We start from the raw sequence: 21,061 nt of genomic DNA, 5'->3' as shown, positions 1-21,061 counted from the left end.
CGGGCCCCATCGTGCGTCGCCCGCCCGCACCGCGGGCAGGGGGGTGGGACGTGCATGCCTCACAGCACATCCTCTCGTACCCGGCCTACGTGGCCAAGCTGCGCCAGACGCCGCCGCTGGTGAAGCGCCTGAGGACGCCAAGCACGCCGAACGGTCGTCCTTATATCTACGACACCGGCACCAACAAGATTCTCCTCCTGGACTCTCCGCTCGACGAGTCCGCGTCCGCGGACGGGCCAGCCGGTGACCCGAAGCACGGTGATCTCCTGGTGCCCGCCGGCGGTTGGCAGAACGACGGTCTTCTCGCGGAGCTGTACGACGCCTACCGGTCGTTCGGGGCGTTCGATCCGGTGCGCTATGACGTGGTCACGTTCTCGGAGGCCGAGATCGACCGCGTGCGACATGTCCTGCGGCAGTCCGGCCCGGACCTTCTGATCCTCAACGCGACCGAAGCCTGCAACCTGCGCTGCCGGTATTGCTCCTTCTCCGGCGCGTATCCGCACAATCGTCGCCATGGCACGCGGTCGATGACGCTGGCGATGGCCAAGAAAGCCGCCGACTGGTATCTGTCATTCGACAGGCCGAAGTACGGCTTTGCCTTTTACGGTGGCGAGCCGCTCTTGGTCCGCGACAGGATCGCCCAGCTTCTGCAATACATCAAGCAGCAGACTGACCGGCCCGTCAGCGTCAACATGACGACGAACGGCACCTTGCTCGACGCCGCCTTTGTCGACTGGTGCGTCGCCCACGACGTCGTGCTGACCATCAGCCTCGACGGGCCCCAGACGGTCCATGACCGCTACCGGGTCACTGCCGGCAATGACGGGACGTTCTCCACCGTCTTCCAGCGCGTGAGGTGGCTCCAGGAGAATTATCCGGAGTGGTACCGGGACCATGTCCTGTTCAACATGGTGGTGGCGCCTCCGTTCCGGTTCGCCGAGATTCACGCGTTCATCACGGAGAACGCAGCGTTGTTCAGCCGGGGCAAGCTGCAGATCGCGCCGTTGGCGGGCGACCCCTCGGCCGTCCACGCGGCTCTGGGGATTCCATCGGTCCCCACCGCCGACGACCGCGCCGAGATGGGCCGCGCCATGTGTCACTTCGATGCCGACCTGCGGCGTGCGGGCGGTAGCGGCCCGTTCCTCCACGCCCTGATCGGCGATGGCCTGCTGGCCATTCACAAGCGCGACTCGCGGAAACTGGGCGCGCGCACGCCGAGTCACGGCCAGTGTATTCCGGGTCAACGCAAATGCTTCGTCGATACGGACGGACAATTGTATATGTGCGAGAAGGTGCAGAACCGCGCGATCGGGCGGATCGGCGCCGGACTTGATGAGGACGAAATCGCGGCCTTTTTGCGCGACTACAGCACGTTTCTAGGTGAACACTGCCGGAACTGCTGGGCGATCCGCCTATGCCAGAAGTGCTTCAACTCGATCCGCGACGGCGATCGGTTGTCCGAGGCGCGGCTGGGCGACGTCTGTCGCGGTATGCGAAGAGGTCTGGTGGACAAGCTGACCCGGTACTGCGCCATTCGCGAGCAGACCGACGAGGCCTTCCGCTGGGCCGACGATGTGGAGCTGCAATGAGGGGGATGGCGACATGGCACAGGAAAAGTTTCAGGCGTCCCGGGTCAACAAGGCCGGTACCGTGAGGTGCAACTGCGTCTGCTGGAACAGTGACGCCGTCGCGCAGGCCACGGGCATGGGAATGGGCGAGATGATGGAGGACCCGGGATCGAGCTGCCGGTGCACCTGCTATTGCCAGGCCGGGCAAGCCGCCAATCAGCAGATGGGTGATACCACGGCCACCTCCGAGGCGGCCGGCTGATCCCATCTGGCGCCGCCGGCGTCCGGTGGGTGCGCCCCATAGAGCGGAACGCCCGAATACGGACTCGCATGGTGATTTCGAATTCGGGCGCTCTGCTCTGAAACCAAACAGATCGCGCCGAGTCACGCTCGACATCGGCCCCACCCGGGTGGTTCCGATTTCGAGCGATCGGCGCTAAGGGCCACCACCGGGCGTCCCGCGTCGGGAGTGTGCGGGGGGGGGGGAGGGGCGTTCACACCCGTTCCACGATCCTGTCGGTCAGGACCGCTGTGGGGTGGGGCCGCCGGCTCCCACATCCGAGTGTTCGCCGTCGGATCCGCGTTGGTGGGCGATGACGGATTCGAACCGCCGACCCTCTCGGTGTAAACGAGATGCTCTACCGGCTGAGCTAATCGCCCCTGATGTGGTCGTCCGTGTGATGGGACGGGGCGTGGGGACAGAGTGTCGAGACGACCTGTTGAGACGGGCGCGGCCCGCACCGCGGTGCGCGTTAGACCGTCGCGGCCGACACCTCCCCCCGGGGTGTTCGGCCTGGCCTTCGGCGGTACCCGCGGCGCATTCGCCGCACGCCCCTCTCGTCTGATATCGTCTCCGACCCGGACTCACCCGCCCCGTCCGACCGATGCCCGTCGCCTGATCGCCCCCCGACGACAATCTCAACAAAGACGGTCGCACCAAAGACGGTCGCACCAAAGACGGTCGCACCAAAGATATTCGCCACGCGGCTCTGGCCAACCGGGCACCGTGCCCCGTGTCAAGTTCTTTTATCAGGTTCTTTTGTCAGGTCCTTTTGTCGGGTCCCTGAATCAGTACCCCCTTGTCAGTTCACGGAGTCCTTGAGGGCCTTGCCCGGCTTGAACTTCGGCTGACGCGAGGCGGGGATGGTGATCTTCTCGCCGGTCCGGGGATTGCGTCCCTCCGATTCAGCACGTTCCGTAATCGCGAACGTGCCGAACCCAACGAGGCGCACCTCTTCCCCGCCTTTGAGAGCCTCGGTGATGGTCTCGAAGACGCTGTCGACCGCCTTGGTCGCGTCCGCCTTTGACAGGTCCGTACTTTCGGCAACGGCGGCGACGAGATCGTTCTTGTTCACTGGTGAAACCCCCTTTGTTGGGAAAACCATTGCACGGCGTGGACCCGCTGGCGGCCAGCATAAGAAAACCGCCAAAACTCTAGAACGTCCGTTTTGCGGGCGTCAATGTGGGAAACGGCCGCCCCCAGAAAGGTCCCCGCGCGCCTGCGGTTCCCCACTTTTGCCGGCATGGCGCCCGAATGCAAGGGCGCAGGCGCCGTCCCCGCCTCTGTCGGTCGGCCCGCAGCGCGGCGCCGGCCGGCCCCCTCCATCTTCATGCAGATGGCGCCGGTCGCCTTTCCACTCATGCGCGCGATTTGTGGGGCGTCATGTGGGAAAGGGGAGCGCAAATGAAACGGTCCGGCGTCGAAGTATTGGCAACAGGTCCCGTCATACTGGCCGGCCTCGATCCTGACTCGTCAGGATCAAGGTCATACGCGGCTTCGCCGCGCCGGCCCGCTCATCGGGTCAAGCTGGCATCGCAGAGCGATGCCAGAGTCGCGCCGGGGGGCCGACAGAGCGGTCCGCCCTTCCGTCGGCCGGTCTCAGCCCCCGGTGACCAACACCAACGGGCCGGCCCCGTGTGGGGCCGGCCCGCTGTTGCCGGATTGTGCCGGCGCAGTCGTGTGAGCGCCTCAGTGCGTCAGTACCGTCCCGTCGGCGTCCTTGCCTTCCGCGGCCTTCCGCAGCGCCGCCTCGGCGGCCGCCTGGTCGGCTTCGCTCCACTCGATCGGCGTCAACGGCTTGACCAGGGCATTCGCCAGCACTTCGTCCGCGGTGGTGACGGGGATGATCGTCAGCCCCTTCTTCACGTTGTCCGGAATCTCCACAAGATCCTTCTCGTTCTCCTTGGGGATCAGGACCGTGGTCAGGCCGCCCCGCAGCGCCGCCAGCAGCTTCTCCTTGAGGCCGCCGATCGGCAGCACACGGCCGCGCAGCGTGATCTCGCCGGTCATGGCGATATCCTTGCGGACCGCGATCCCGGTCAGCGCCGACACCATGGACGTGCACATGGCGATGCCGGCGGACGGCCCGTCCTTCGGGGTCGCGCCTTCGGGCACATGCACATGGATCTCCCGGGTCTCGAACAGGGTCGGGCGGATGCCGAAGCTCACCGCCCGCGACCGGATGTAGGAGCGGGCGGCCTGCACCGACTCCTTCATCACGTCGCCCAGATGCCCCGTCAGCGTGATGCCGCCCTTGCCGGGCATGGTCAGGGCCTCGATCGACAGCAGTTCGCCGCCCACCTCGGTCCACGCCAGGCCGGTGGTCACGCCCACCAGATCCTCGGACTCGGCCTCACCGTACCGGTACCGCCGAACGCCGGCGTATTTCTCGACATTGCGCCGGGTGACGCTCACCCGCTTCTGTGCCTTGCGCAGCAGCAGCTCCTTGGCCGCCTTGCGGGTCAGGGTGGCCAGTTCCCGCTCCAGGTTCCGCACGCCGGCCTCGCGCGTGTAGTAGCGGATCAGGTCGCGCAAGGCGTCCTCGGAAATCGACCACTCCCCCTTGCGCAGCCCGTGGGCCTTCATCTGCTTGGGAATCAGGTGCCGGGTGGCGATACCGACCTTTTCATCCTCTGTGTAGCCCGACAGCCGGATGATCTCCAGCCGGTCCAGCAGCGGTTGCGGCATGCGCAGGCTGTTGGCCGTGGTCACGAAGAGAACATCGGACAGGTCGTAATCGACCTCAAGGTAGTGGTCGTTGAAGGTGCTGTTCTGTTCCGGGTCGAGCACCTCCAGCAGCGCCGACGACGGATCGCCGCGCCAATCGCTGCCCAGCTTGTCGACCTCGTCGAGCAGGAAGAGCGGATTGGAGGTCTTGGCCTTCTTCATGCCCTGAATGATCTTGCCGGGCATCGAGCCGATGTAGGTCCGCCGATGGCCGCGAATCTCGGACTCGTCGCGCACGCCGCCGAGCGACATGCGCACGAAGTTCCGCCCGGTGGCCCGGGCGATCGACTTGCCCAACGACGTCTTGCCCACACCCGGCGGCCCCACCAGACACAGAATCGGGCCCCGGAGATTGTTGGTGCGCACCTGAACCGCCAGGTACTCCAGGATGCGTTCCTTGACCTTCTCGAGGCCGTGATGATCGGCGTTGAGGATGCGTTCGGCCTCGCGCAGGTCGCGCTTGGTGCGCGACCGCTTCTTCCACGGGATCGACAGCATCCAGTCCAGGTAGTTGCGAACGACCGTGGCCTCGGCCGACATCGGGCTCATGTTGCGCAGCTTCTTCAGCTCCGCCTGGCACTTGTCCCGGGCTTCCTTGCACAGCCGCGTCTTTTTGATCTTGTCCTCAAGCTCCTGGAGCTCGTCGCGGCCATCCTCGCCTTCGCCCAGTTCCTTCTGGATCGCCTTGAGCTGCTCGTTGAGGTAGTACTCGCGCTGAGTCTTCTCCATCTGACGCTTGACGCGGCCGCGGATCTTCTTCTCGACCTGGAGGACCCCGATCTCCGACTCCATGAAGCCGTACAGGCGCTCCAGGCGCTCGGCCACGGACGTCGTCTCGAGCACTTCCTGCTTGTCGGGGATCTTCAGCGACAGATGCGACGCTACCGTGTCGGCCAGCTTGGCCGGATCCTCGATCTGGTTGACCGAAACCAGGACCTCCGGCGGGATCTTCTTGTTCAGCTTGACGTACTGTTCGAACTGGCCGACCACCGAGCGCTGCAGCGCCTCGACCTCCTGCGGGTCGCCGTCGCCCAGGTCCAGGACGGTGGCCTCGGCCTCGAAGAAGGCTTCGTTCTCGTTGTAGCGGGTGATGCGGGCGCGCCGATTGCCCTCGACCAACACCTTCACGGTGCCATCGGGCAGGCGCAGCAACTGCAACACGGTACTGACCGTCCCGACGTCGTAGATATCCTCTGGGCCCGGATCGTCCTGCGACGCGTTGCGCTGCGCCACCAGGAGGATCTCCTTGTCGTCCGTCATGACGTTCTCGAGCGCCCGGACGGACTTCTCCCGTCCCACGAACAGTGGCACGATCATGTGCGGGAAGACGACGATGTCCCGCAAGGGCAGGACGGGGTAGGTGTGAGTCGAGCCGGTTTCCACGTGTTGCCCTCATGTGGTCGGGTACGAAGGACCGCAGGCCCCGCGCCGGCCCCATGAGACGGCCAACGCGACACCTTGGTGCGGCAGATGTGGGCCACGCGCGCGGGGCAATCAAGCCTTCATCCAAGACCCGGCTGCCCGGCACCACTCCCTCGCGACCCCGCCCGCATGTGTTCGGCGGGAACGGCCCCTCGGCGGACCTGCCCCTAGGCGGAACTGCCGACGTCCTCGCGTCGGTCCGCGTAGATGAACAGTGGCTTGGCCCGCCCTTCCGAGACCTCGCGGTTCACGACCACCTCGCTGACGCCCTCCATGCTCGGCAGATCAAACATGGTCTCCAGGAGGATGCCCTCCATGATGGAGCGCAGGCCACGCGCGCCGGTCTTGCGCGCAATTCCCTTCTTGGCGATGGCTTCCAGGGCATCGTCGGCGAAGGTGAGTTGCGTGTTCTCCATCTCGAACAGCCGCTGGTACTGCTTGACCAGGGCGTTCTTGGGTTTGGTGAGGATCTCGATCAGGGCCTCTTCGTCGAGGTCGTCCAGCGTCGCCAGCACCGGCAAGCGACCGACGAACTCCGGGATCAGCCCGTACTTGAGCAGATCTTCAGGCTCCACCTGGCGCAGGATCTCGCCGGTGCGCTTCTCCTCCGGCGCCCGCACGTCGGCGCCGAACCCGATCGACGTGCCGCGCCCGCGTTGCGCGATGATCTTGTCAAGACCGGCGAACGCGCCCCCGCAGATGAACAGGATATTGGTGGTGTCGACCTGCAGGAACTCCTGCTGCGGGTGCTTGCGCCCGCCCTGCGGCGGCACCGAGGCTACGGTGCCTTCCATGATCTTGAGCAGGGCCTGCTGCACGCCCTCGCCGGAGACGTCGCGGGTGATCGACGGGTTGTCCGACTTGCGCGAAATCTTGTCGATCTCGTCGATGTAGACAATGCCGCGCTGTGCCCGCTCGACGTTGTAGTCCGACGCCTGCAGCAGCTTGAGGATGATGTTCTCGACATCCTCGCCGACGTAGCCGGCCTCGGTCAGCGTCGTGGCGTCCGCCATCGTGAAGGGGACATCCAGGATGCGGGCCAGGGTCTGCGCGAGCAACGTCTTGCCGCAGCCCGTCGGCCCCATCAGCAGGATGTTGGACTTCGCCAGCTCGACCTCGCTGTTCTTCCCGCCCTGGCCCAGGCGCTTGTAATGATTGTGCACGGCCACGGACAGGACGCGTTTGGCATGCTGCTGGCCGATCACATAGTCATCGAGGACCGCGAGGATGTCGCGCGGGGTCGGCACGCCGTCGCGAGACTTGACCAGCTGGGTCTTGTTCTCCTCGCGAATGATGTCCATGCAGAGTTCGACGCATTCGTCGCAGATGAACACGGTCGGGCCGGCAATGAGCTTGCGCACCTCGTGCTGACTCTTTCCACAGAAAGAACAGTACAGGGTGTTCTTGGAATCGCCGCCAGAAGACTTGCTCATAACTACTCCACTTCCGCGCATCACCCGGCCGAATCCGTCTGGCGCGGCTCCCCACCGTGCCACCGTCTCCGTCTCGGCCCGGACTGGGTCGTCGGGGCCCGTCCGCATCCGCTTCTTTTTACAACGCCTTCATACTAACTGCCGACCCGGCGGGCGCACAACGCCAAAAACAACGGCCGGAAGACCGGGGGCGCCGGCGCCCCGGGGTCCGGCGTCAGGGCGCCGCCGACCCGCCATCGCCCTCGTCGGGCACCTGGCGGCTGACGACCACTTCGTCGATGAGGCCGAACGCCAGGGCCTCCTCCGGCGGCATGAACTTGTCGCGCTCCATGGCCTGCTCGACGACATCCATCGGCTGACCGGTATGATGGGCGAAGATCCGGTTGAGCCGTTCGCGCACCGCCAGGATTTCCTTGGCGTGGATTTCGATATCCGTGGCCTGGCCCTGGAAGCCCCCGGAGGGCTGATGCACCATGATCCGGGCATTGGGCAGGGCGAACCGCTTGCCCGCGGCGCCGGCGGTCAGCAACAGGGAGCCCATGGACGCGGCCTGGCCGACGCAGACGGTCGAGACGTCGCACCGGATGTAGTTCATGGTGTCGTAGATACCCAGGCCGGAGGTGACGACGCCGCCCGGGGAGTTAATGTAGAACGCGATGTCCTTGGTCGGGTTCTCGGACTCCAGGAACAGAAGCTGGGCCGAGATCAGGCTGGCCACATGGTCGTTGACCGGGCCGGTCAGGAAGATGATGCGCTCCTTGAGGAGGCGCGAGTAGATGTCGTAGGACCGCTCGCCCCGGTTGGTCTGTTCGACCACCATCGGGACCAGAGTGTTCGCGTACACCTCCATCGGATCACGGTCGATCATGTGGGTATCTCTCGCTCTGCGGATCGGGTGGGCATCGGCGCCCGGCGGGCGGGTCGGGCACGAGGGGCCGGGCGGGGCGTCGCGGGCAGATCGTGATCAATCTGATTCACGCCGTGGTTCGGATTGGTCACGTGACTCTGCCCTGAGGCATAGAGTTAGGGCGGACTCACGCCCGGCATTGGAGCCCGGGAGCAGGTCCAATGCCGCGCGATCCGCCCTAGACCTAGTGCACGGCCCGCCGGCTGTCGAGCCCACCCGTCGCCCCGATCCGATCGCGAAACGTGACCGCCCGGGCGGACCCCGGTCACTCGGTGGCGGCGTCCGTTGCGGGGGACTCTTCGGAGCCGTCGGCGTCCGGCATCATCAGGGCCTCGGGGGTGACGGTCTTTTCGGTGACCTGGGCCAGCTCAAGGATGTAGTCCACGACCTTGTTCTCGAAGATCGGCGGGCGCAGTTCCTCCATGGCGTCGGGATTTTGGCGGTAGTAGTTCAGCACCGCCTGTTCCTGGCCCGGGAAGGCCCGCACCTGCTCGGCCAGGGCGGTGTTCATGTCGTCCTGGGTGACCTGGACGTTGTTGGTCTCGCCGACCCGGGCCAGCAGCAGGCCCAGGCGGACACGGCGCTCGGCGATGGCGCGGTACTCGGCCCGCAGCTCGTCCTCGCTCTTGGCCTTGTCGTCCTCTTCGAGCTGGTCACGCTCCTTGGCCTCCATGAGCTGCTTCCAGATACCCTCGAACTCGACGTCGACCAGACCTTCGGGCACCGGATGCGTGAACTTCTCGGCCAGCTTGTCCAGCAGGCGCCGCTTGGTCTTCTCGCGGCTGGCCTTCTGGTACTCCTGCGCGATCTGGTCGCGGATCGCCTGCTTCAGCTCGTCGAGGGTGTCGCGGCCGAACGACTGGGCGAAATCATCGTCGATCGCCACGTCGCTGGGCTGGCGCAGCTCCTTGACGGTGACGTCGAAGGTCACCGGCTGGCCGGCAAGGTCCTCGGCGCCGTAGTCCTCCGGGAAGGTCAGCGCCACTTCCTTCTCCTCGCCCACCGTGACGCCGATCATGGCGTCCTCGAAGCCGGGAATGAAGGTATTGGAGCCCAGTTCCAGGGAATAGTCCTCGGCCGCACCGCCGGGGAAGGGCTCGCCCGCCTTCTTGCCCACGAAGTCGATGACGACGATGTCGCCGTTCTGCGCGGGCCGGTCGTCCGTCACGGGCTCCGAGCCGCGACGCGACGCGGCCAGCCGGTTCAACGCGTTATCAACCTCTTCGTCCGAGACGTCGGCCACGTCGCGCTCGACGGCGATGTCGGAGAAGTCCGGCGTGCCGATCTCCGGCAGCAGTTCGACGCCGATGGTCAGGTTGAGGTCGCCCTCGGGCTCGTACGCGGAAATCTCCACCTTCGGCTGCAGCGCCGGGCGCAGACTGTGGTCCTTGACGACCGTGTCGACGGCCTCCTGTGCCGCCTGCTCCAGAACCTCGCCCATGATGTGGCCGCCGAAGCGCTTCTTCAGCATCGCCATCGGCACCTTGCCGGGACGAAACCCAGGAATGCGCACTTGCGACCCGACTTCCGTGAGGCGGCTTTCAACCTTCTCGTTGAGACTGTCGGCGGGAACGACAACCTTGAATTCGCGCTTCAGCTCCTCGCTGAGGGTCTCGGTCACCTGCATGGCATGTCCTGGCAATGGGGTGGGGCAAGAGAGTGGGGCACGGGACGGGGAGCCGGATCCGAGTCGATATCCGAGTCGATGTCGATAACGACTGGCACCGCCCGGTCCCTGACCGGGCCGGCCGGCCCGGCGTGGTGCGGGCGAAGGGACTTGAACCCCCACGGCTGAAAGCCACCAGAACCTAAATCTGGCGTGTCTACCAATTCCACCACGCCCGCGGCGCGCCGGTCGGACCCCTCGATTGGCGTAACTCATAGACAATCGGTCCGGTGCAGGGCAATACCCGTTTTGCCGGGTCCGCGACGGCTGTTGCCCGTCGAAAACGGGCGGCCGGGCAGGGCTGTGAACGGCGAGCGTGCGCCGTGCGCCCCTCAGGTTCGCCCTGCGGCATCAGCCCCGGCGCCCGATGCCGGGGCGAGGTCCCACCAGTGCGCGCACCGTCCGGGCCGGCTTCACGGCGCGCGCGCATGCAGCTTCCCGGTAATCGAGCCCGTGTCACGGGCTACGCGCAGCAAATGAACGCGCAGATCTTTAAGCCTACATTCATATTGCAAAGGCTGCGCCGGCATTGCAGATTTGTTTGATGTTCAGTGTTCCTTACCCACTGGGGCCGGCTCAAGCAGGTGTAATGTATCTGAACCACGCCGTGCCGCCGGTTGATCACACTCTGCCTGAAATCAAAGCGTGAGGGCGGATGGCGTCGCATCAGAGACCCGATGGGTCGGATGCGATGCGATCCGCCCTCAATGTCGGCAAAAGGGGCAGTCCCGGCTCCTCGGTCGCATCGGAGCGAACAAGAATGGCTATGGACTTCGATCGAAAGGCACGGTTGCAGTTTCTTCAGATCGACGACGATATTGCGCCGCTGCTTGAAGAGGGCCGCCGCATCCTCGAACCACATATCGACAGCATTCTTGACAACTTCTACGCCATGATCCAGCGCACGCCGGAGATGGCGAGCATGTTCGCCTCTCCGGCGCGGATGACGCATGCGCGCGAGATGCAGCGGAAACACTGGATGGAAAACGTCCTGAGCGGCCGGTTCGATGAAGCCTACTTTGCGACCGCCAACCGCATCGGCGAAGTCCACGAGCGGGTCGGACTGGAGCCGCGCTGGTATCTCGGCGGCTATTCGTTCGTCATCAGCCACATGTACCCGGCCGTCATCACGTCCTACCGGTGGAACCCCAAGAAGGGGGCGGCGGTCATGGCGGCGGTGACGAAGGCCCTGTTCCTGGACATGGACATCGCGATCTCCGTCTACCTGCGGGCCACGCTGGCGCGCAAGGGTGCTGCGGCCGTGTTGAAGGAGCATGCCGCGCGGTTCGAGGAGGACGTGCACGCCATGTCCGAGGTCGTCGCCAGCGCGGCAACCCAACTGGAGACGGCGGCCGGCCTGATGTCGAACAACGCCGCCGCGACCTCCCAGCAGGTCGAGGTGGTCGCGGCGGCGGCCGACACGGCGTCGATGAACGTGCAGACGGCCGCCTCGGCCACCGAGGAGCTGCACGCCTCGATCGCCGAGATCGCCCGCCAGGTCGCCGAATCGACGGCCATTTCCACCACCGCCGTCGACGAGGCGACGCGCACCAACGAACGGGTCCGCTCTCTGGCGGCGGCCGCCGACAAGATCGGTGAGGTGATCAAGCTCATCAACGATATCGCCAGCCAGACCAACCTGCTGGCCCTGAACGCCACGATCGAGGCGGCGCGCGCCGGCGACGCCGGCAAGGGCTTCGCCGTGGTCGCCAACGAGGTCAAGACCCTCGCCAATCAGACGTCACGGGCCACCGAAGACATCAGCGCCCAGGTCGGCACGGTTCAGGCCGCCACCCGGGAGGCCGTCGACGCCATTCAGGGCATCGGCGGCACCATCTCGCACCTCAATGAGATCGCCGCCGCGATCGCCGCGGCCGTGGAGCAGCAGGGGGCGGCCACCCAGGAGATCGCTCGCAACGCCCAGGAGGCGAGCGGCGCCACCATCGAGGTGTCGGACACGATCACGCAGGTCACCGCCCGGGCCACCGAGACCGGCGGGGCGGCCGAAGAGGTCCTCAGCGCGGCCCGCGACCTGACGAAGCAGGCCGACGACCTGCGCACCAAGGTGGACGACTTCCTTCAGAACTTGCACCGCGCCATCATGCAGTGACCGGCGACGCGGCCGCCCTGCCTGCGGCCGCGCTCACCCCACGCCCGCCACCAGCAGGCGCCAGCCGTAGGCCACGGCCGCGACGGTCGCGACACCCGCCGCCCACAGACCGATGAACCAAGCCAGCCGGCGCCAAAGCGGGGGTGCCGGGTCCGTGCGCTCAGCCATGGTAACCGTCCTTGGCCGTAACCTTGCCCCGGAACACCCAGTAGGCATAGGCCGTGTACCCGAGCACGATCGGCAGCGTGGCGGCCACGGCGACCAACGTGAAGGTCAGGCTGCTGGGCGGGGCGGCCGCGCTGGCGATGGTCAGCGTGGGCGGCACGATATGCGGCCACAGGCTGATGCCGATGCCGCAGTAGCCGAGCAGGAACAGCCCGACGGCAAGCACGAACGGCTCCCATGTCCAGTGCTGGGACAGCCCGCGCCACAGCATGGCGGCCACCAGCGCCGTCATGAGCGGCACCGGGGCCAGATAGATGAAGTTCATGCCGCCGAACCAGCGCTCGGCGATGTGCGGGTAGAGCAGGGGGGTCATGCCGCTGACCACCGCCATGGCGAACAGCACCGCCGCCAGCGCCGCCAGCGCCCAGCGCCGCGCTGCCGCCTGCAACGGGCCTTCGGTCTTGAAGATCAGCCAGGTGGCGCCCAGCAGGGCGTAGCCCGCCATGACGCCGACGCCCGCGACCACCGACAGGCCGGTGAACCAGTCCAGCGGTCCGCCGGCGAAGGCGCCGTCCTCGACCCGAACCCCCTCGATCAGGCCGCCCAGCATGGCGCCCTGACAGAACGCCGCCACCGCCGAGCCGAGGGTGAAGGACCACGACCAGAGCTGTTTCGAGGTGCGCGCCTTCATACGGAACTCGAACGCCACCCCGCGGAAGATGAGGGCGAACAGCATCGCCATCAGGGGGACGTAGAACGCCGGCAGGGCCACCGCATAGGCGGTGGGAAAGGCCGCGAACAGCACCGCGCCGCCCAGGATGAGCCAGGTCTCGTTGCCGTCCCACACCGGGGCAATGGAGGCGATCATGGTATCCTGCGCGTCCTCGTCGGGCGCCAGCGGGAACAGGATGCCCACCCCGAGGTCGAAGCCGTCGAGGACGACGTAGATGATCACCCCCACGCCGATGACCCCGGCCAGGATCAGCGCCAGATCCAAGTCCATGCCGTGATCCTCCCTATTCCGCCGGCTGCACGGTGCCGGTCGCTCCCACGGCGGTGCGGGGCGTCCGCACCGGCCCGTCGGCGTCCATGTCGCTGGGCGGCGGCCCCTGGCGGACCACCCGGGCCGCGTACCACAGGAAGGCGATCAGCAGCAGGGTGTAGACCACGACGAACGCCGTCAGCGTGGTGGCTACCGCCGCCGGCACCACCGGCGAGACGCTGTCCGCCGTGCGCAGGATGCCGTAGACGGTGAAGGGCTGGCGCCCCACCTCCGCCACCATCCAGCCGGCGATGGTGGCGACGAAGCCGGCCGGGCCGGTCAGGACGAACGCCCACTGTACCGACCGGTTCGTGAACAGGCGGCCGCGCCACAGCAGCCACACGCCGACCGCTGCCAGAGCGATCATCCACAGACCCAGGCCGATCATGAGGCGGAACGAGTAGAACACGGTGGCGACGGGCGGCTGGTCCTCGCGGGCGACCTCGTTCAGACCCTTGACCTCGCCGTCCCACTCGTGGGTGAGGATCAGGCTGGCCATGTTGGGAATGCCGACCGCCAAGCGGTTCTCCTGCGCCTCCTGATCCGGCACGGCGAACAGCAGCAGCGGCGCCCCTTGCTGGGTCTCCCACAGACCCTCCATGGCCGCCACCTTCATCGGCTGGTGCTCCTTGGTGTTCAGGCCGTGCATGTCGCCGACGACGAGTTGGGCCGGCGCCAGGATCGCCGCCAGCACGACGCCGAGCGCCAGGCCCTTACGCGCCACCGCCACGTGGCGGTCGCGCAGCAGGTACCAGGCGGAGACGGCGGCAACCACGAACGCCCCGGTCAGGAACGAGGCCATGACCATGTGGGTCACCCGGTAGGGCATGGAGGGGTTGAAGATCACCGCCCACCAGTCGGTGACCAGCGCGCGGCCGTCGACCCACTCCACCCCGGCCGGGGTATGCATCCAGGAATTGGCCGCCAGCACCCAGAACGCCGAGTTGAGCGTGCCGAGCCCGACCAGCACGGTGGCCAGGAAGTGCAGGCGGTCACCCACCTTCTGCCAGCCGAACAGCATGACCCCGATAAAGCCGGCCTCGACGAAGAACGCGGTCAGCACTTCCACCGACAGCAGCGGGCCGAGCACCGGACCGGTCGCCTCGGAAAAGCGGCTGAAGTTGGTGCCGAACTGGTAGGACAACACCAGCCCCGATACGACGCCCATCCCGAAGGCCAGGGCGAACAGCTTGGCCCACAGGCGATAGACGGACTTGTAGACGGGGTTGCGGGTGCGCAGCCACAGCGCCTCGACCGTGACCAGGAACCAAGCCAGGCCAATGGTCAGGGTGGGGAACAGGATGTGGAAGGCGACCGTGAAGCCGAACTGGACGCGGGCCAGCAGCACGGGGTCGATATCGGCGACCATGGGGTGGCGAACCTCCTCGGGTCCAGGGGCGGCCGTCGGGGGCCGACGCCGCCGTTCGCGGGTGCACACAGGATATGGGAACCGCCGCGGTCGGTTCCAGTCAGCCGCGGTGCCCCGACGGCCGGCGCCGCGGCCGCCCTGCGCCGTACGCAAGGCAGGCATGACCAAGAACGCGAGCCGACGCCGCCGGGCGGCACAGCCGCCCCCTTCCTCGCGCAGGGCAGGGATGGCGACCCACGGATCCACGCCCCAGGCTTGATACACATCAAGGACAGGACGCGCGCCCCCCGGCACCGTTGCGGGTTCGGATCGGGTGCGGCGTCCACCGCCCGCGGACCCGGTCCACCCGACGGCCGCGCCACCAGACCGGGGTTCGGCGCGCCCCACGGGTCCGGGCTGAGGACCCGAGGCAGAAAAAGGCTTCATCATGGACTTGACCGGTGTCCTCGACACCCTTGGCGAGCCGGGGACGATCGTTCTCGGCGGCCTCGTCATCGGCATGCTGTTCGGGGCCTTCGCGCAGCGCAGCCGGTTCTGCCTGCGCGCGGCGGTGGTCGAGTTCGCGCGCGGGTCCCTGGGGCCCAAGGTGTCGCTCTGGCTCATCGCCTTTTCGATGGCCGTGCTGGGCACGCAGGCGCTGATCCTGAGCGGGCTCCTGGATGTCTCCGAATCCCGCCAACTGGCCGCCGCCGGCAGCCTGTCGGGCGCGATCATCGGCGGCCTGATGTTCGGGGTCGGCATGATCCTGACCCGGGGGTGTTCGGGCCGGCTGCTGGTCTTGTCCGCCAATGGCAATCTGCGCGCCCTGCTGTCGGGGCTGATCTTCGCGGTGACCGCCCAGGCGTCGTTGCACGGGGCGCTGTCGCCGGCGCGCGATGCCCTGGCCGGACTGTGGGTGGTCGAGGCCCCGTCCGTGCTCAATGCCCTCACGCTGATCGGCCTGGAGTCCCGGGGCGGCGTCGTGCTGGCGCTGGCGCTCACGGGGTTCGCGGTCTTCGTCGCCGTGCGCAACCGGCTGTCGCCTTGGGTCTGGATCGGCGGGCTCGGCGTGGGCGGCACGATCGCGGCGGGATGGCTCCTGACCTATAGCCTGTCGTACCAGGCGTTCGATCCGGTGCAGGTGGAAAGTCTCAGCTTTACAGGGCCGTCCGCCGATACCTTGATGTTGGTTCTGAACCCGCCCGGGTCCGCGCTGGACTTCGACGTCGGCCTGGTGCCGGGCGTGTTCCTGGGCTCCTTCCTGGCCGCCCTGCTGTGCCGCGACCTGAAGCTGGAAGGCTTCCAGGGCGGCTACGCCATGCGCCGGTACATCGTGGGCGCGGTCTTCATGGGCTTCGGCGGCATGCTGGCCGGCGGCTGCGCCGTTGGCGCCGGTGTGACCGGCGGCGCGGTGTTCGCGCTGACGGCGTGGACGGCGCTGTTCTGCATGTGGGTGGGGGCGGCGCTCGCCGATCTGGTGGTGGACCGCTGGGGCCTGGTCCTGCGCGACGAGGCCGCCGCCGGCGAGAATGCCCTGGCCAACGCGATGGCGCGGCGCGGCTGGTCGTTCCTGCCGCCGTGGTGGCGCCCCCGTGGCCCGGGGCCGGACCGCCACGCCCCCGACGACGGAGCGGCGTCGGCGCCGGCGACGGCCCCGTCGGACGGCGGGCGGGCGGTCTCCGCCGGCTCTTGTCGGCCGGCCCGGTCCCGCGACGTGCTGGCGTCCTGAGTCCGGTCGCGGTGCGCCTCAACGCTCCCGGCAGACGGGGCCGGACTGGTCCACCAGCCGCAGGTCCTCGACCGGATAACCGAGGTCGCGGGCCTGTCGCATCAGCGCCACCCGGGTCTCACGCGGCAGCGTCCGCTCGCGTGCCAGGATCCACAGGAAGTCGCGCGTTGGGCCGCTGGTCATGGCCCAGCGATAGTCCTCGCGATCCAGCGCCACGACATGCAGGGCGCCCGGGATCGGCGACGTCAGCGTGACCGCGAAGCTGCCGGTCTGCGGTCCCTCGCGGAACCGCGCCGTGCCGCCGATGGTCTTCCAGGCGCAGGCCGCCGGGTCCCAGCCGCGGTTGAAGACCGCCACGGTGCCGTCGTCGCGCAGGCGATAGGTGGCCCGCACGTTGGTCAACCCGGCCTCGAAGGGGTGGTCGAGGCGCATGATCTCGTACCAGGTGCCGGTGAAGCGATCGGCCTCGAAGCCGTCCACCGGGGTCACCCCGCGCGGTACGCCGGTGCAGGCGGCCAGCGCGCCGAGGGCGCCCAGAAGCAGGGCCACGCCGGCCCAGCGGCGGGGCGGGGTGGGGCGCATGGGGCGCATCCGGACGGCGGTCATGGGGCTGGCTCCTTTCAAACACTGGCGGATGCGCTGAGCAGGTCGGGCAGGCCCGCCAGGCTGTCCAGCTCGGCCGCCGGCGATCCCGGCAGACGCTCCGAGGGGGCATTGGCGCGGTTCACCCACAGGGTCCGGAAGCCGAAGGTGGCGGCCCCGGCCACGTCCCAGCCATTGGAGGAGACGAAGGCGAGCCGCTCGGGCGTGGTCGCGAACCGCACACAGCCGAGGGAGTAGGCCGCGGCGGCGGGCTTGAACACCTTCACGGTGTCCACCGACAGCACGTCGTCGAGCAGCCCGGTCAGTCCGGCGCTGTCGGTGGCCGACCGCAGCATGTCGGGCGCGCCGTTGGACAGGATCGCGGTGGCGATCCCGTGCGCCCGCAGCGCCGCCAGCGTCTCCGGGACCTCCGGATAGGCATCCAGGGTCATGTAGAGGTCCATGAGCCGCGCGCGCAGGCCCGGCGCCGGCGCCTGGCCCAGGCTGGTGAAGGCGTAATCCAGCGCCTCCGCCGTGACGGTGCGGAAGTCCACGTAGCGGTCCATGAGGCTGCGCAGCCACGTGTATTCGATCTGACGGGTGCGCCAGATGCGGGCCAGATCCTCCCACGAGGGACCGATCTCGTCGCGCAGCCGCCGGGCCGCAGCATTGACGTCGAACAGGGTGCCATAGGCGTCGAACAGGCAGGCGACGACCGGGTGCTGAACGGCGGACACGGACACGGCCTCCGACTCTCGGACAGGGATCAGCGTCGCAGATCCGCGCTCAGCGCGGTGCGGGACGGGCGCTCCCCCAGACGGTAGCGGTAGACCTGCGTTCCTTCCAGCACGCGTTGCACGTAGTTGCGCGTTTCCGCGAACGAGATCTGTTCGATCCAGTCGATGACGCCTTCGGTGTCCATGCGCCGGGGATCGCCGTTTTCGGCCATCCAGCGCCGGGCGTTGCTGGGACCGGCGTTGTAGGCCGCGGTCGCCAGCACGTAGGAGCCGCGGAAGGCGTCCAGCAGGCCGGCATAGTATGCCGTGCCGAGCCGGGCATTGTGGGCGGGATCGTTGACCAGCCGCAGCCGCGACGAGGTCTCGCCCAGGCGCAGGGCCATCTTCTGGGCCGTGCGCGGCATGAGCTGCATGAGGCCGCGGGCCCCGGCACGGCTGACGGCCTCGGCGTTGAAATTGCTCTCCTGGCGGATCAGCGACAGCATCAGGGCGGGTTCCGGACGCGGCCCGGTGGCGGGCGCGCGGCGCAGTCCATCCAACACCGCCGGCGGCACGGGATAGCCCGCGTTCAGCAGCGTGGTGCCCGCCAGCGCAGCGCGCCGGGCCAGGAACACCGCCATGTCAGGGCGGTCGGTGCCGGCCACGAAGTCCACCGCGAGCGCCCGGTAGCCGGGCGTGGCCTGGTCATCGTTCAGGGCCAGCACGAACGGCAAGGCGAGGTCGGCCCGGCCGGCGCGGTCCATGAGGTCGATGACGCGGACGCGGTCGTCGCGCGCGAACCGGGCCTTGTCCGCCGCCGTCACGGCCGGGGCGCGGGCCAGGTGGTCGGCCAGGGACTCGTCCAGGGCCTCGACCGCGAGCTGCCCGTAGAACGTCTCGGCGTGCGCCGCCGCCTTGCGGTACCAGGCGGCGGCGTCCGCATCCCGGCCCAGCGCGGCCGCGGCCCGGCCGGCCCAGTAGGCGCCGCGGGCGCGGCTCTGCGGATAGGACACGCCGGCGTACATGGTCTCGAAATGGGGCAGGGCACGGGCCGGCTCGCGCAGGAACCGCAAGGCAATCCAGCCGGCCGTCCACTCCCCGGTCGCGAAGCCGAGGCCGCTGTCCTGGCCATGGTTGGCGAAGATGCCGTAGGCGCGGGTGATGTGGCCGGCCTGGAGCGCCTCGCGCCCCAGATAGGCGCGCTCGCGGGCCCAGGCGTCCGGGCGGCCGCGATTGGCCGACGGGTGCGACAACAGGTCCATGGCGCGGTCGAGCAGGTCGCGTTTGCGCCGCCAGACCAGGCGGTCGTAGACCAGCCCGGGGTCGTTCAGCAGCGCGTCGGGCACCCGCGCGATGGCCGCGTCGACCCCTGGGGCATCGGTGATGAGGGCGATGCGGGCCTCCGCCAGCCGCTGATGGCCGGTGTCCACCCGCGGCACGGTGCGGCGGGCCTCGGTCACGCGGTCGTCCCAGAGCAGCGACGACAGCCGCCGCAGGTGGTCCTCGTCGCGCAGGAAACGCCCGAAGGTTTGCAGGAACGCCCGTTCCTGGGTCGCCGAGAAACGACCGTCCACCCACGCCGTGCGGGCGGCCCGCGCGGCCTCGGCCTCGCGGCCCAGGACCAGCAGAACGCGGGCGTGCGCTTCCAGGCCCACGGTGGTCAGCGGCGGATGGCGCGCGAACCACTCGGCCACGCGGGCCGGCGCCTCCAGGCCGGTGAGGGCGCGCTCGGCGGCGCGGCGCAGGGCGTGCGTATGGGGCCAGTCGGGATTGGCGTCGAGGAAGCCGGCGATGGCATCGAACGAGCCCAGCCCCTCCTTGAGCCGGGCCCACTGCACCACCTTGCGCGCCAGCGGGTCGGGAATGCGCCCGACATGCGCCAGGGCGGCGTCGAAATCACGGGCCTCGATGGCCTCCAGCGCCGCGCCGAAGGCGCCCGATTGCGCTCCGGCCGGCGCCGCCGACGCAAGGAGCCCGATCAACAGCAGGACGGCGGCGACAGGCCCCCGCCAGTGCGCCGGGGATCGAACCGGGCGACCGCGACCGCCGCCGGCAATGGCCAGGGTCACACGCATGGTGCGGCTCCTTCGACTGAAAAACGCAGTGCGGGCCGGCCATCAGGCCGGCCGCGACGCCCCCGCGGCGCCCATCCTGAGGCCGCCGCGACGCCGGGGCAAGTCCCGCGCGCAAGCCCGGGAACCCCGCGTGCGGGCATGGTTTTTCGCCGGGTCCGGCCCTTGTTCGCGCAAGGCGCTGTGATACAAAGGGAGGGTCCCGCTGCGGGGGCGCGAGACGCTTGGCGACTCGTGCCGCCTCGCCCCGCGGCGGGACCGCGCCCCTCCCTGCTTCGGTCGCCCGGCTCCGGGGACCGACAGTGGGGTGTTTTGTGTCCCGTGACTGTCCCAATGACTGTCCCAACCCCCGTCTGCCGCGCCGCGCTGGCGGCGCGTTTCCAGGAGAGTGAGACCCATGTTCCAGGGCTCGTTGACCGCCCTCATCACGCCGTTCACCGCCACCGGCGCCATCGACGACGCGGCCTTTCAGGCGTTCGTGGACTGGCAGATCAAACAGGGAACGGAGGGGGTCATCCCGGTCGGCACCACGGGCGAGTCGCCGACCCTGACGCACGACGAGCACAAACGCGTCGTGGCCCTGAGTGTGGAGGCCGCTGCCGGACGCGTGCCGGTGATCGCGGGCACCGGGTCCAACTCGACCCACGAGGCCATCGACTTCACCCGCCACGCCAAGGAGGCCGGCGCCGACGCCGCGCTTGTGGTCACCCCGTACTACAACAAGCCCACCCAGGAGGGGCTGTACCAGCACTACAAGGCGATTCACGACGCGGTCGACCTGCCAATCGTCATCTACAACATTCCCGGCCGCTGCATCGTCGACATGACGATCGAGACCATGGTGCGCCTGGCCGCCCTGCCCAACATCGTTGGCGTCAAGGACGCCACCAACGATCTGGCCCGTCCGCTCGCGACCCGGCTGGCGCTCGGTGACGGCTTCTGCCTGCTGTCGGGCGAGGATGCCACCATCGGGGCCTTCCTGGGGCAGGGTGGACACGGCTGCATCTCGGTGACCGCGAACGTGGCCCCGGCCCAGTGCGCGGCGCTGCACCGGGCATGGCGGGACGGCGATCTGGCCACGTTCGCGGCGATGCGCGATCGGCTGATGCCGTTGCATGCCGCTCTGTTCGCCGAGACCAGCCCGGGGCCGGTCAAGTACGCGGCCGCGCTGCTGGGCAAGAGTTCGCCCGCCACGCGGTTGCCGTTGGTGCCGGTGGCGGAACAGACCAAGGTGGTGGTCGAGGCGGCGATGCGGACCGTCGGTCTGCTCGACTGATCGACGGATCTCCGCTCC

General features: G+C 68.3%; 16 protein-coding genes and 2 tRNA genes. 5 read left to right on the top strand and 13 right to left on the bottom strand.

Going from position 1 to position 21,061, the window contains the following annotated elements:
• Nucleotides 1–50: 50 nt before the first annotated feature.
• Complete coding sequence (locus tag GGD88_RS02445) at nt 51–1,589, top strand: radical SAM protein (RefSeq protein ID WP_184431360.1); 1,539 nt, start codon at nt 51–53, stop codon at nt 1,587–1,589.
• 13 nt (nt 1,590–1,602) lie between these two features.
• Nucleotides 1,603–1,830, top strand: a complete 228-nt coding sequence (locus GGD88_RS02440) for a hypothetical protein (protein WP_184431358.1) — start codon at nt 1,603–1,605, stop codon at nt 1,828–1,830.
• A gap of 322 nt (nt 1,831–2,152) precedes the next feature.
• On the opposite strand, the gene GGD88_RS02435 is transcribed toward GGD88_RS02440, so the two are convergent.
• The 7 genes from GGD88_RS02435 to GGD88_RS02405 form a co-directional block, all read right to left on the bottom strand.
• Nucleotides 2,153–2,228, bottom strand: a tRNA-Val gene (locus GGD88_RS02435).
• Between the two features lie 422 nt (nt 2,229–2,650).
• Nucleotides 2,651–2,923 carry an HU family DNA-binding protein gene (locus tag GGD88_RS02430; protein ID WP_184431356.1) on the bottom strand — a complete coding sequence of 91 codons (273 nt, stop codon included), beginning with the start codon at nt 2,921–2,923 and terminating at the stop codon, nt 2,651–2,653.
• Nucleotides 2,924–3,537: 614 nt separating this feature from the next.
• The gene (gene lon, locus GGD88_RS02425; RefSeq protein ID WP_184431354.1) at nt 3,538–5,958 is read right to left on the bottom strand and encodes an endopeptidase La; all 2,421 of its coding nucleotides are present in this window, start codon (nt 5,956–5,958) and stop codon (nt 3,538–3,540) included.
• 206 nt (nt 5,959–6,164) lie between these two features.
• Nucleotides 6,165–7,430 carry an ATP-dependent Clp protease ATP-binding subunit ClpX gene (clpX, locus tag GGD88_RS02420; protein ID WP_184431352.1) on the bottom strand — a complete coding sequence of 422 codons (1,266 nt, stop codon included), beginning with the start codon at nt 7,428–7,430 and terminating at the stop codon, nt 6,165–6,167.
• Nucleotides 7,431–7,644: 214 nt separating this feature from the next.
• Nucleotides 7,645–8,298, bottom strand: a complete 654-nt coding sequence (clpP, locus tag GGD88_RS02415) for an ATP-dependent Clp endopeptidase proteolytic subunit ClpP (RefSeq protein ID WP_184431350.1) — start codon at nt 8,296–8,298, stop codon at nt 7,645–7,647.
• A gap of 304 nt (nt 8,299–8,602) precedes the next feature.
• The gene (gene tig / locus GGD88_RS02410) at nt 8,603–9,964 is read right to left on the bottom strand and encodes a trigger factor (protein WP_184431349.1); all 1,362 of its coding nucleotides are present in this window, start codon (nt 9,962–9,964) and stop codon (nt 8,603–8,605) included.
• Nucleotides 9,965–10,096: 132 nt separating this feature from the next.
• Nucleotides 10,097–10,182: transfer RNA gene (locus GGD88_RS02405), tRNA-Leu, on the bottom strand.
• Between the two features lie 587 nt (nt 10,183–10,769).
• Between GGD88_RS02405 and GGD88_RS02400 the strand changes: the two genes are divergently transcribed.
• Nucleotides 10,770–12,113, top strand: a complete 1,344-nt coding sequence (locus GGD88_RS02400; RefSeq protein WP_184431347.1) for a globin-coupled sensor protein — start codon at nt 10,770–10,772, stop codon at nt 12,111–12,113.
• Between the two features lie 33 nt (nt 12,114–12,146).
• On the opposite strand, the gene GGD88_RS02395 is transcribed toward GGD88_RS02400, so the two are convergent.
• Genes GGD88_RS02395 through GGD88_RS02385 form a run of 3 tightly spaced genes read right to left on the bottom strand, consistent with a single transcriptional unit; the run spans nt 12,147 to nt 14,689 of the window.
• The gene (locus GGD88_RS02395; RefSeq protein ID WP_184431345.1) at nt 12,147–12,281 is read right to left on the bottom strand and encodes a DUF2474 family protein; all 135 of its coding nucleotides are present in this window, start codon (nt 12,279–12,281) and stop codon (nt 12,147–12,149) included.
• Complete coding sequence (gene cydB, locus GGD88_RS02390) at nt 12,274–13,281, bottom strand: cytochrome d ubiquinol oxidase subunit II (RefSeq protein WP_184431343.1); 1,008 nt, start codon at nt 13,279–13,281, stop codon at nt 12,274–12,276. Before cydB ends, GGD88_RS02395 begins: the two co-directional genes overlap by 8 nt.
• 13 nt (nt 13,282–13,294) lie before the next feature.
• On the bottom strand, nt 13,295–14,689 hold the full coding sequence (locus tag GGD88_RS02385) for a cytochrome ubiquinol oxidase subunit I (RefSeq protein ID WP_184431341.1): 1,395 nt from the start codon (nt 14,687–14,689) through the stop codon (nt 13,295–13,297).
• Nucleotides 14,690–15,116: 427 nt separating this feature from the next.
• Between GGD88_RS02385 and GGD88_RS02380 the strand changes: the two genes are divergently transcribed.
• Complete coding sequence (locus GGD88_RS02380) at nt 15,117–16,397, top strand: YeeE/YedE family protein (RefSeq protein WP_184431339.1); 1,281 nt, start codon at nt 15,117–15,119, stop codon at nt 16,395–16,397.
• Between the two features lie 18 nt (nt 16,398–16,415).
• On the opposite strand, the gene GGD88_RS02375 is transcribed toward GGD88_RS02380, so the two are convergent.
• Genes GGD88_RS02375 through GGD88_RS02365 form a run of 3 tightly spaced genes read right to left on the bottom strand, consistent with a single transcriptional unit; the run spans nt 16,416 to nt 19,770 of the window.
• The gene (locus tag GGD88_RS02375) at nt 16,416–17,003 is read right to left on the bottom strand and encodes a lipocalin family protein (RefSeq protein ID WP_221236961.1); all 588 of its coding nucleotides are present in this window, start codon (nt 17,001–17,003) and stop codon (nt 16,416–16,418) included.
• Nucleotides 17,004–17,017: 14 nt separating this feature from the next.
• Nucleotides 17,018–17,716: a haloacid dehalogenase type II gene (locus GGD88_RS02370; RefSeq protein WP_184431337.1), complete on the bottom strand. Its 699-nt coding sequence runs from the start codon at nt 17,714–17,716 to the stop codon at nt 17,018–17,020.
• 29 nt (nt 17,717–17,745) lie between these two features.
• Entirely contained in the window at nt 17,746–19,770 is a 2,025-nt protein-coding gene (locus tag GGD88_RS02365; protein ID WP_184431335.1) for a lytic transglycosylase domain-containing protein, read from the bottom strand.
• 394 nt (nt 19,771–20,164) lie between these two features.
• Between GGD88_RS02365 and dapA the strand changes: the two genes are divergently transcribed.
• Nucleotides 20,165–21,043, top strand: a complete 879-nt coding sequence (dapA, locus tag GGD88_RS02360; protein WP_184431333.1) for a 4-hydroxy-tetrahydrodipicolinate synthase — start codon at nt 20,165–20,167, stop codon at nt 21,041–21,043.
• Nucleotides 21,044–21,061 lie beyond the last annotated feature (18 nt).

The organism is Roseospira goensis (assembly GCF_014197795.1).
GTDB classification, from domain to species: domain Bacteria; phylum Pseudomonadota; class Alphaproteobacteria; order Rhodospirillales; family Rhodospirillaceae; genus Rhodospira; species Rhodospira goensis.
This window is presented reverse-complemented; position numbering and strand designations above follow the sequence as displayed.

What these genes read in the sequence shown, in the direction of transcription:
- GGD88_RS02440 (WP_184431358.1), top strand. Translation starts at nt 1,603, where the DNA reads ATGGCACAGGAAAAGTTTCAGGCGTCCCGGGTCAACAAGGCCGGTACC.
- clpX (WP_184431352.1), bottom strand. Translation starts at nt 7,430, where the DNA reads ATGAGCAAGTCTTCTGGCGGCGATTCCAAGAACACCCTGTACTGTTCT.
- clpP (WP_184431350.1), bottom strand. Translation starts at nt 8,298, where the DNA reads ATGATCGACCGTGATCCGATGGAGGTGTACGCGAACACTCTGGTCCCG.
- tig (WP_184431349.1), bottom strand. Translation starts at nt 9,964, where the DNA reads ATGCAGGTGACCGAGACCCTCAGCGAGGAGCTGAAGCGCGAATTCAAG.
- GGD88_RS02400 (WP_184431347.1), top strand. Translation starts at nt 10,770, where the DNA reads ATGGACTTCGATCGAAAGGCACGGTTGCAGTTTCTTCAGATCGACGAC.
- GGD88_RS02395 (WP_184431345.1), bottom strand. Translation starts at nt 12,281, where the DNA reads ATGGCTGAGCGCACGGACCCGGCACCCCCGCTTTGGCGCCGGCTGGCT.
- cydB (WP_184431343.1), bottom strand. Translation starts at nt 13,281, where the DNA reads ATGGACTTGGATCTGGCGCTGATCCTGGCCGGGGTCATCGGCGTGGGG.
- GGD88_RS02385 (WP_184431341.1), bottom strand. Translation starts at nt 14,689, where the DNA reads ATGGTCGCCGATATCGACCCCGTGCTGCTGGCCCGCGTCCAGTTCGGC.
- GGD88_RS02380 (WP_184431339.1), top strand. Translation starts at nt 15,117, where the DNA reads ATGGACTTGACCGGTGTCCTCGACACCCTTGGCGAGCCGGGGACGATC.
- GGD88_RS02375 (WP_221236961.1), bottom strand. Translation starts at nt 17,003, where the DNA reads ATGACCGCCGTCCGGATGCGCCCCATGCGCCCCACCCCGCCCCGCCGC.
- GGD88_RS02365 (WP_184431335.1), bottom strand. Translation starts at nt 19,770, where the DNA reads ATGCGTGTGACCCTGGCCATTGCCGGCGGCGGTCGCGGTCGCCCGGTT.
- dapA (WP_184431333.1), top strand. Translation starts at nt 20,165, where the DNA reads ATGTTCCAGGGCTCGTTGACCGCCCTCATCACGCCGTTCACCGCCACC.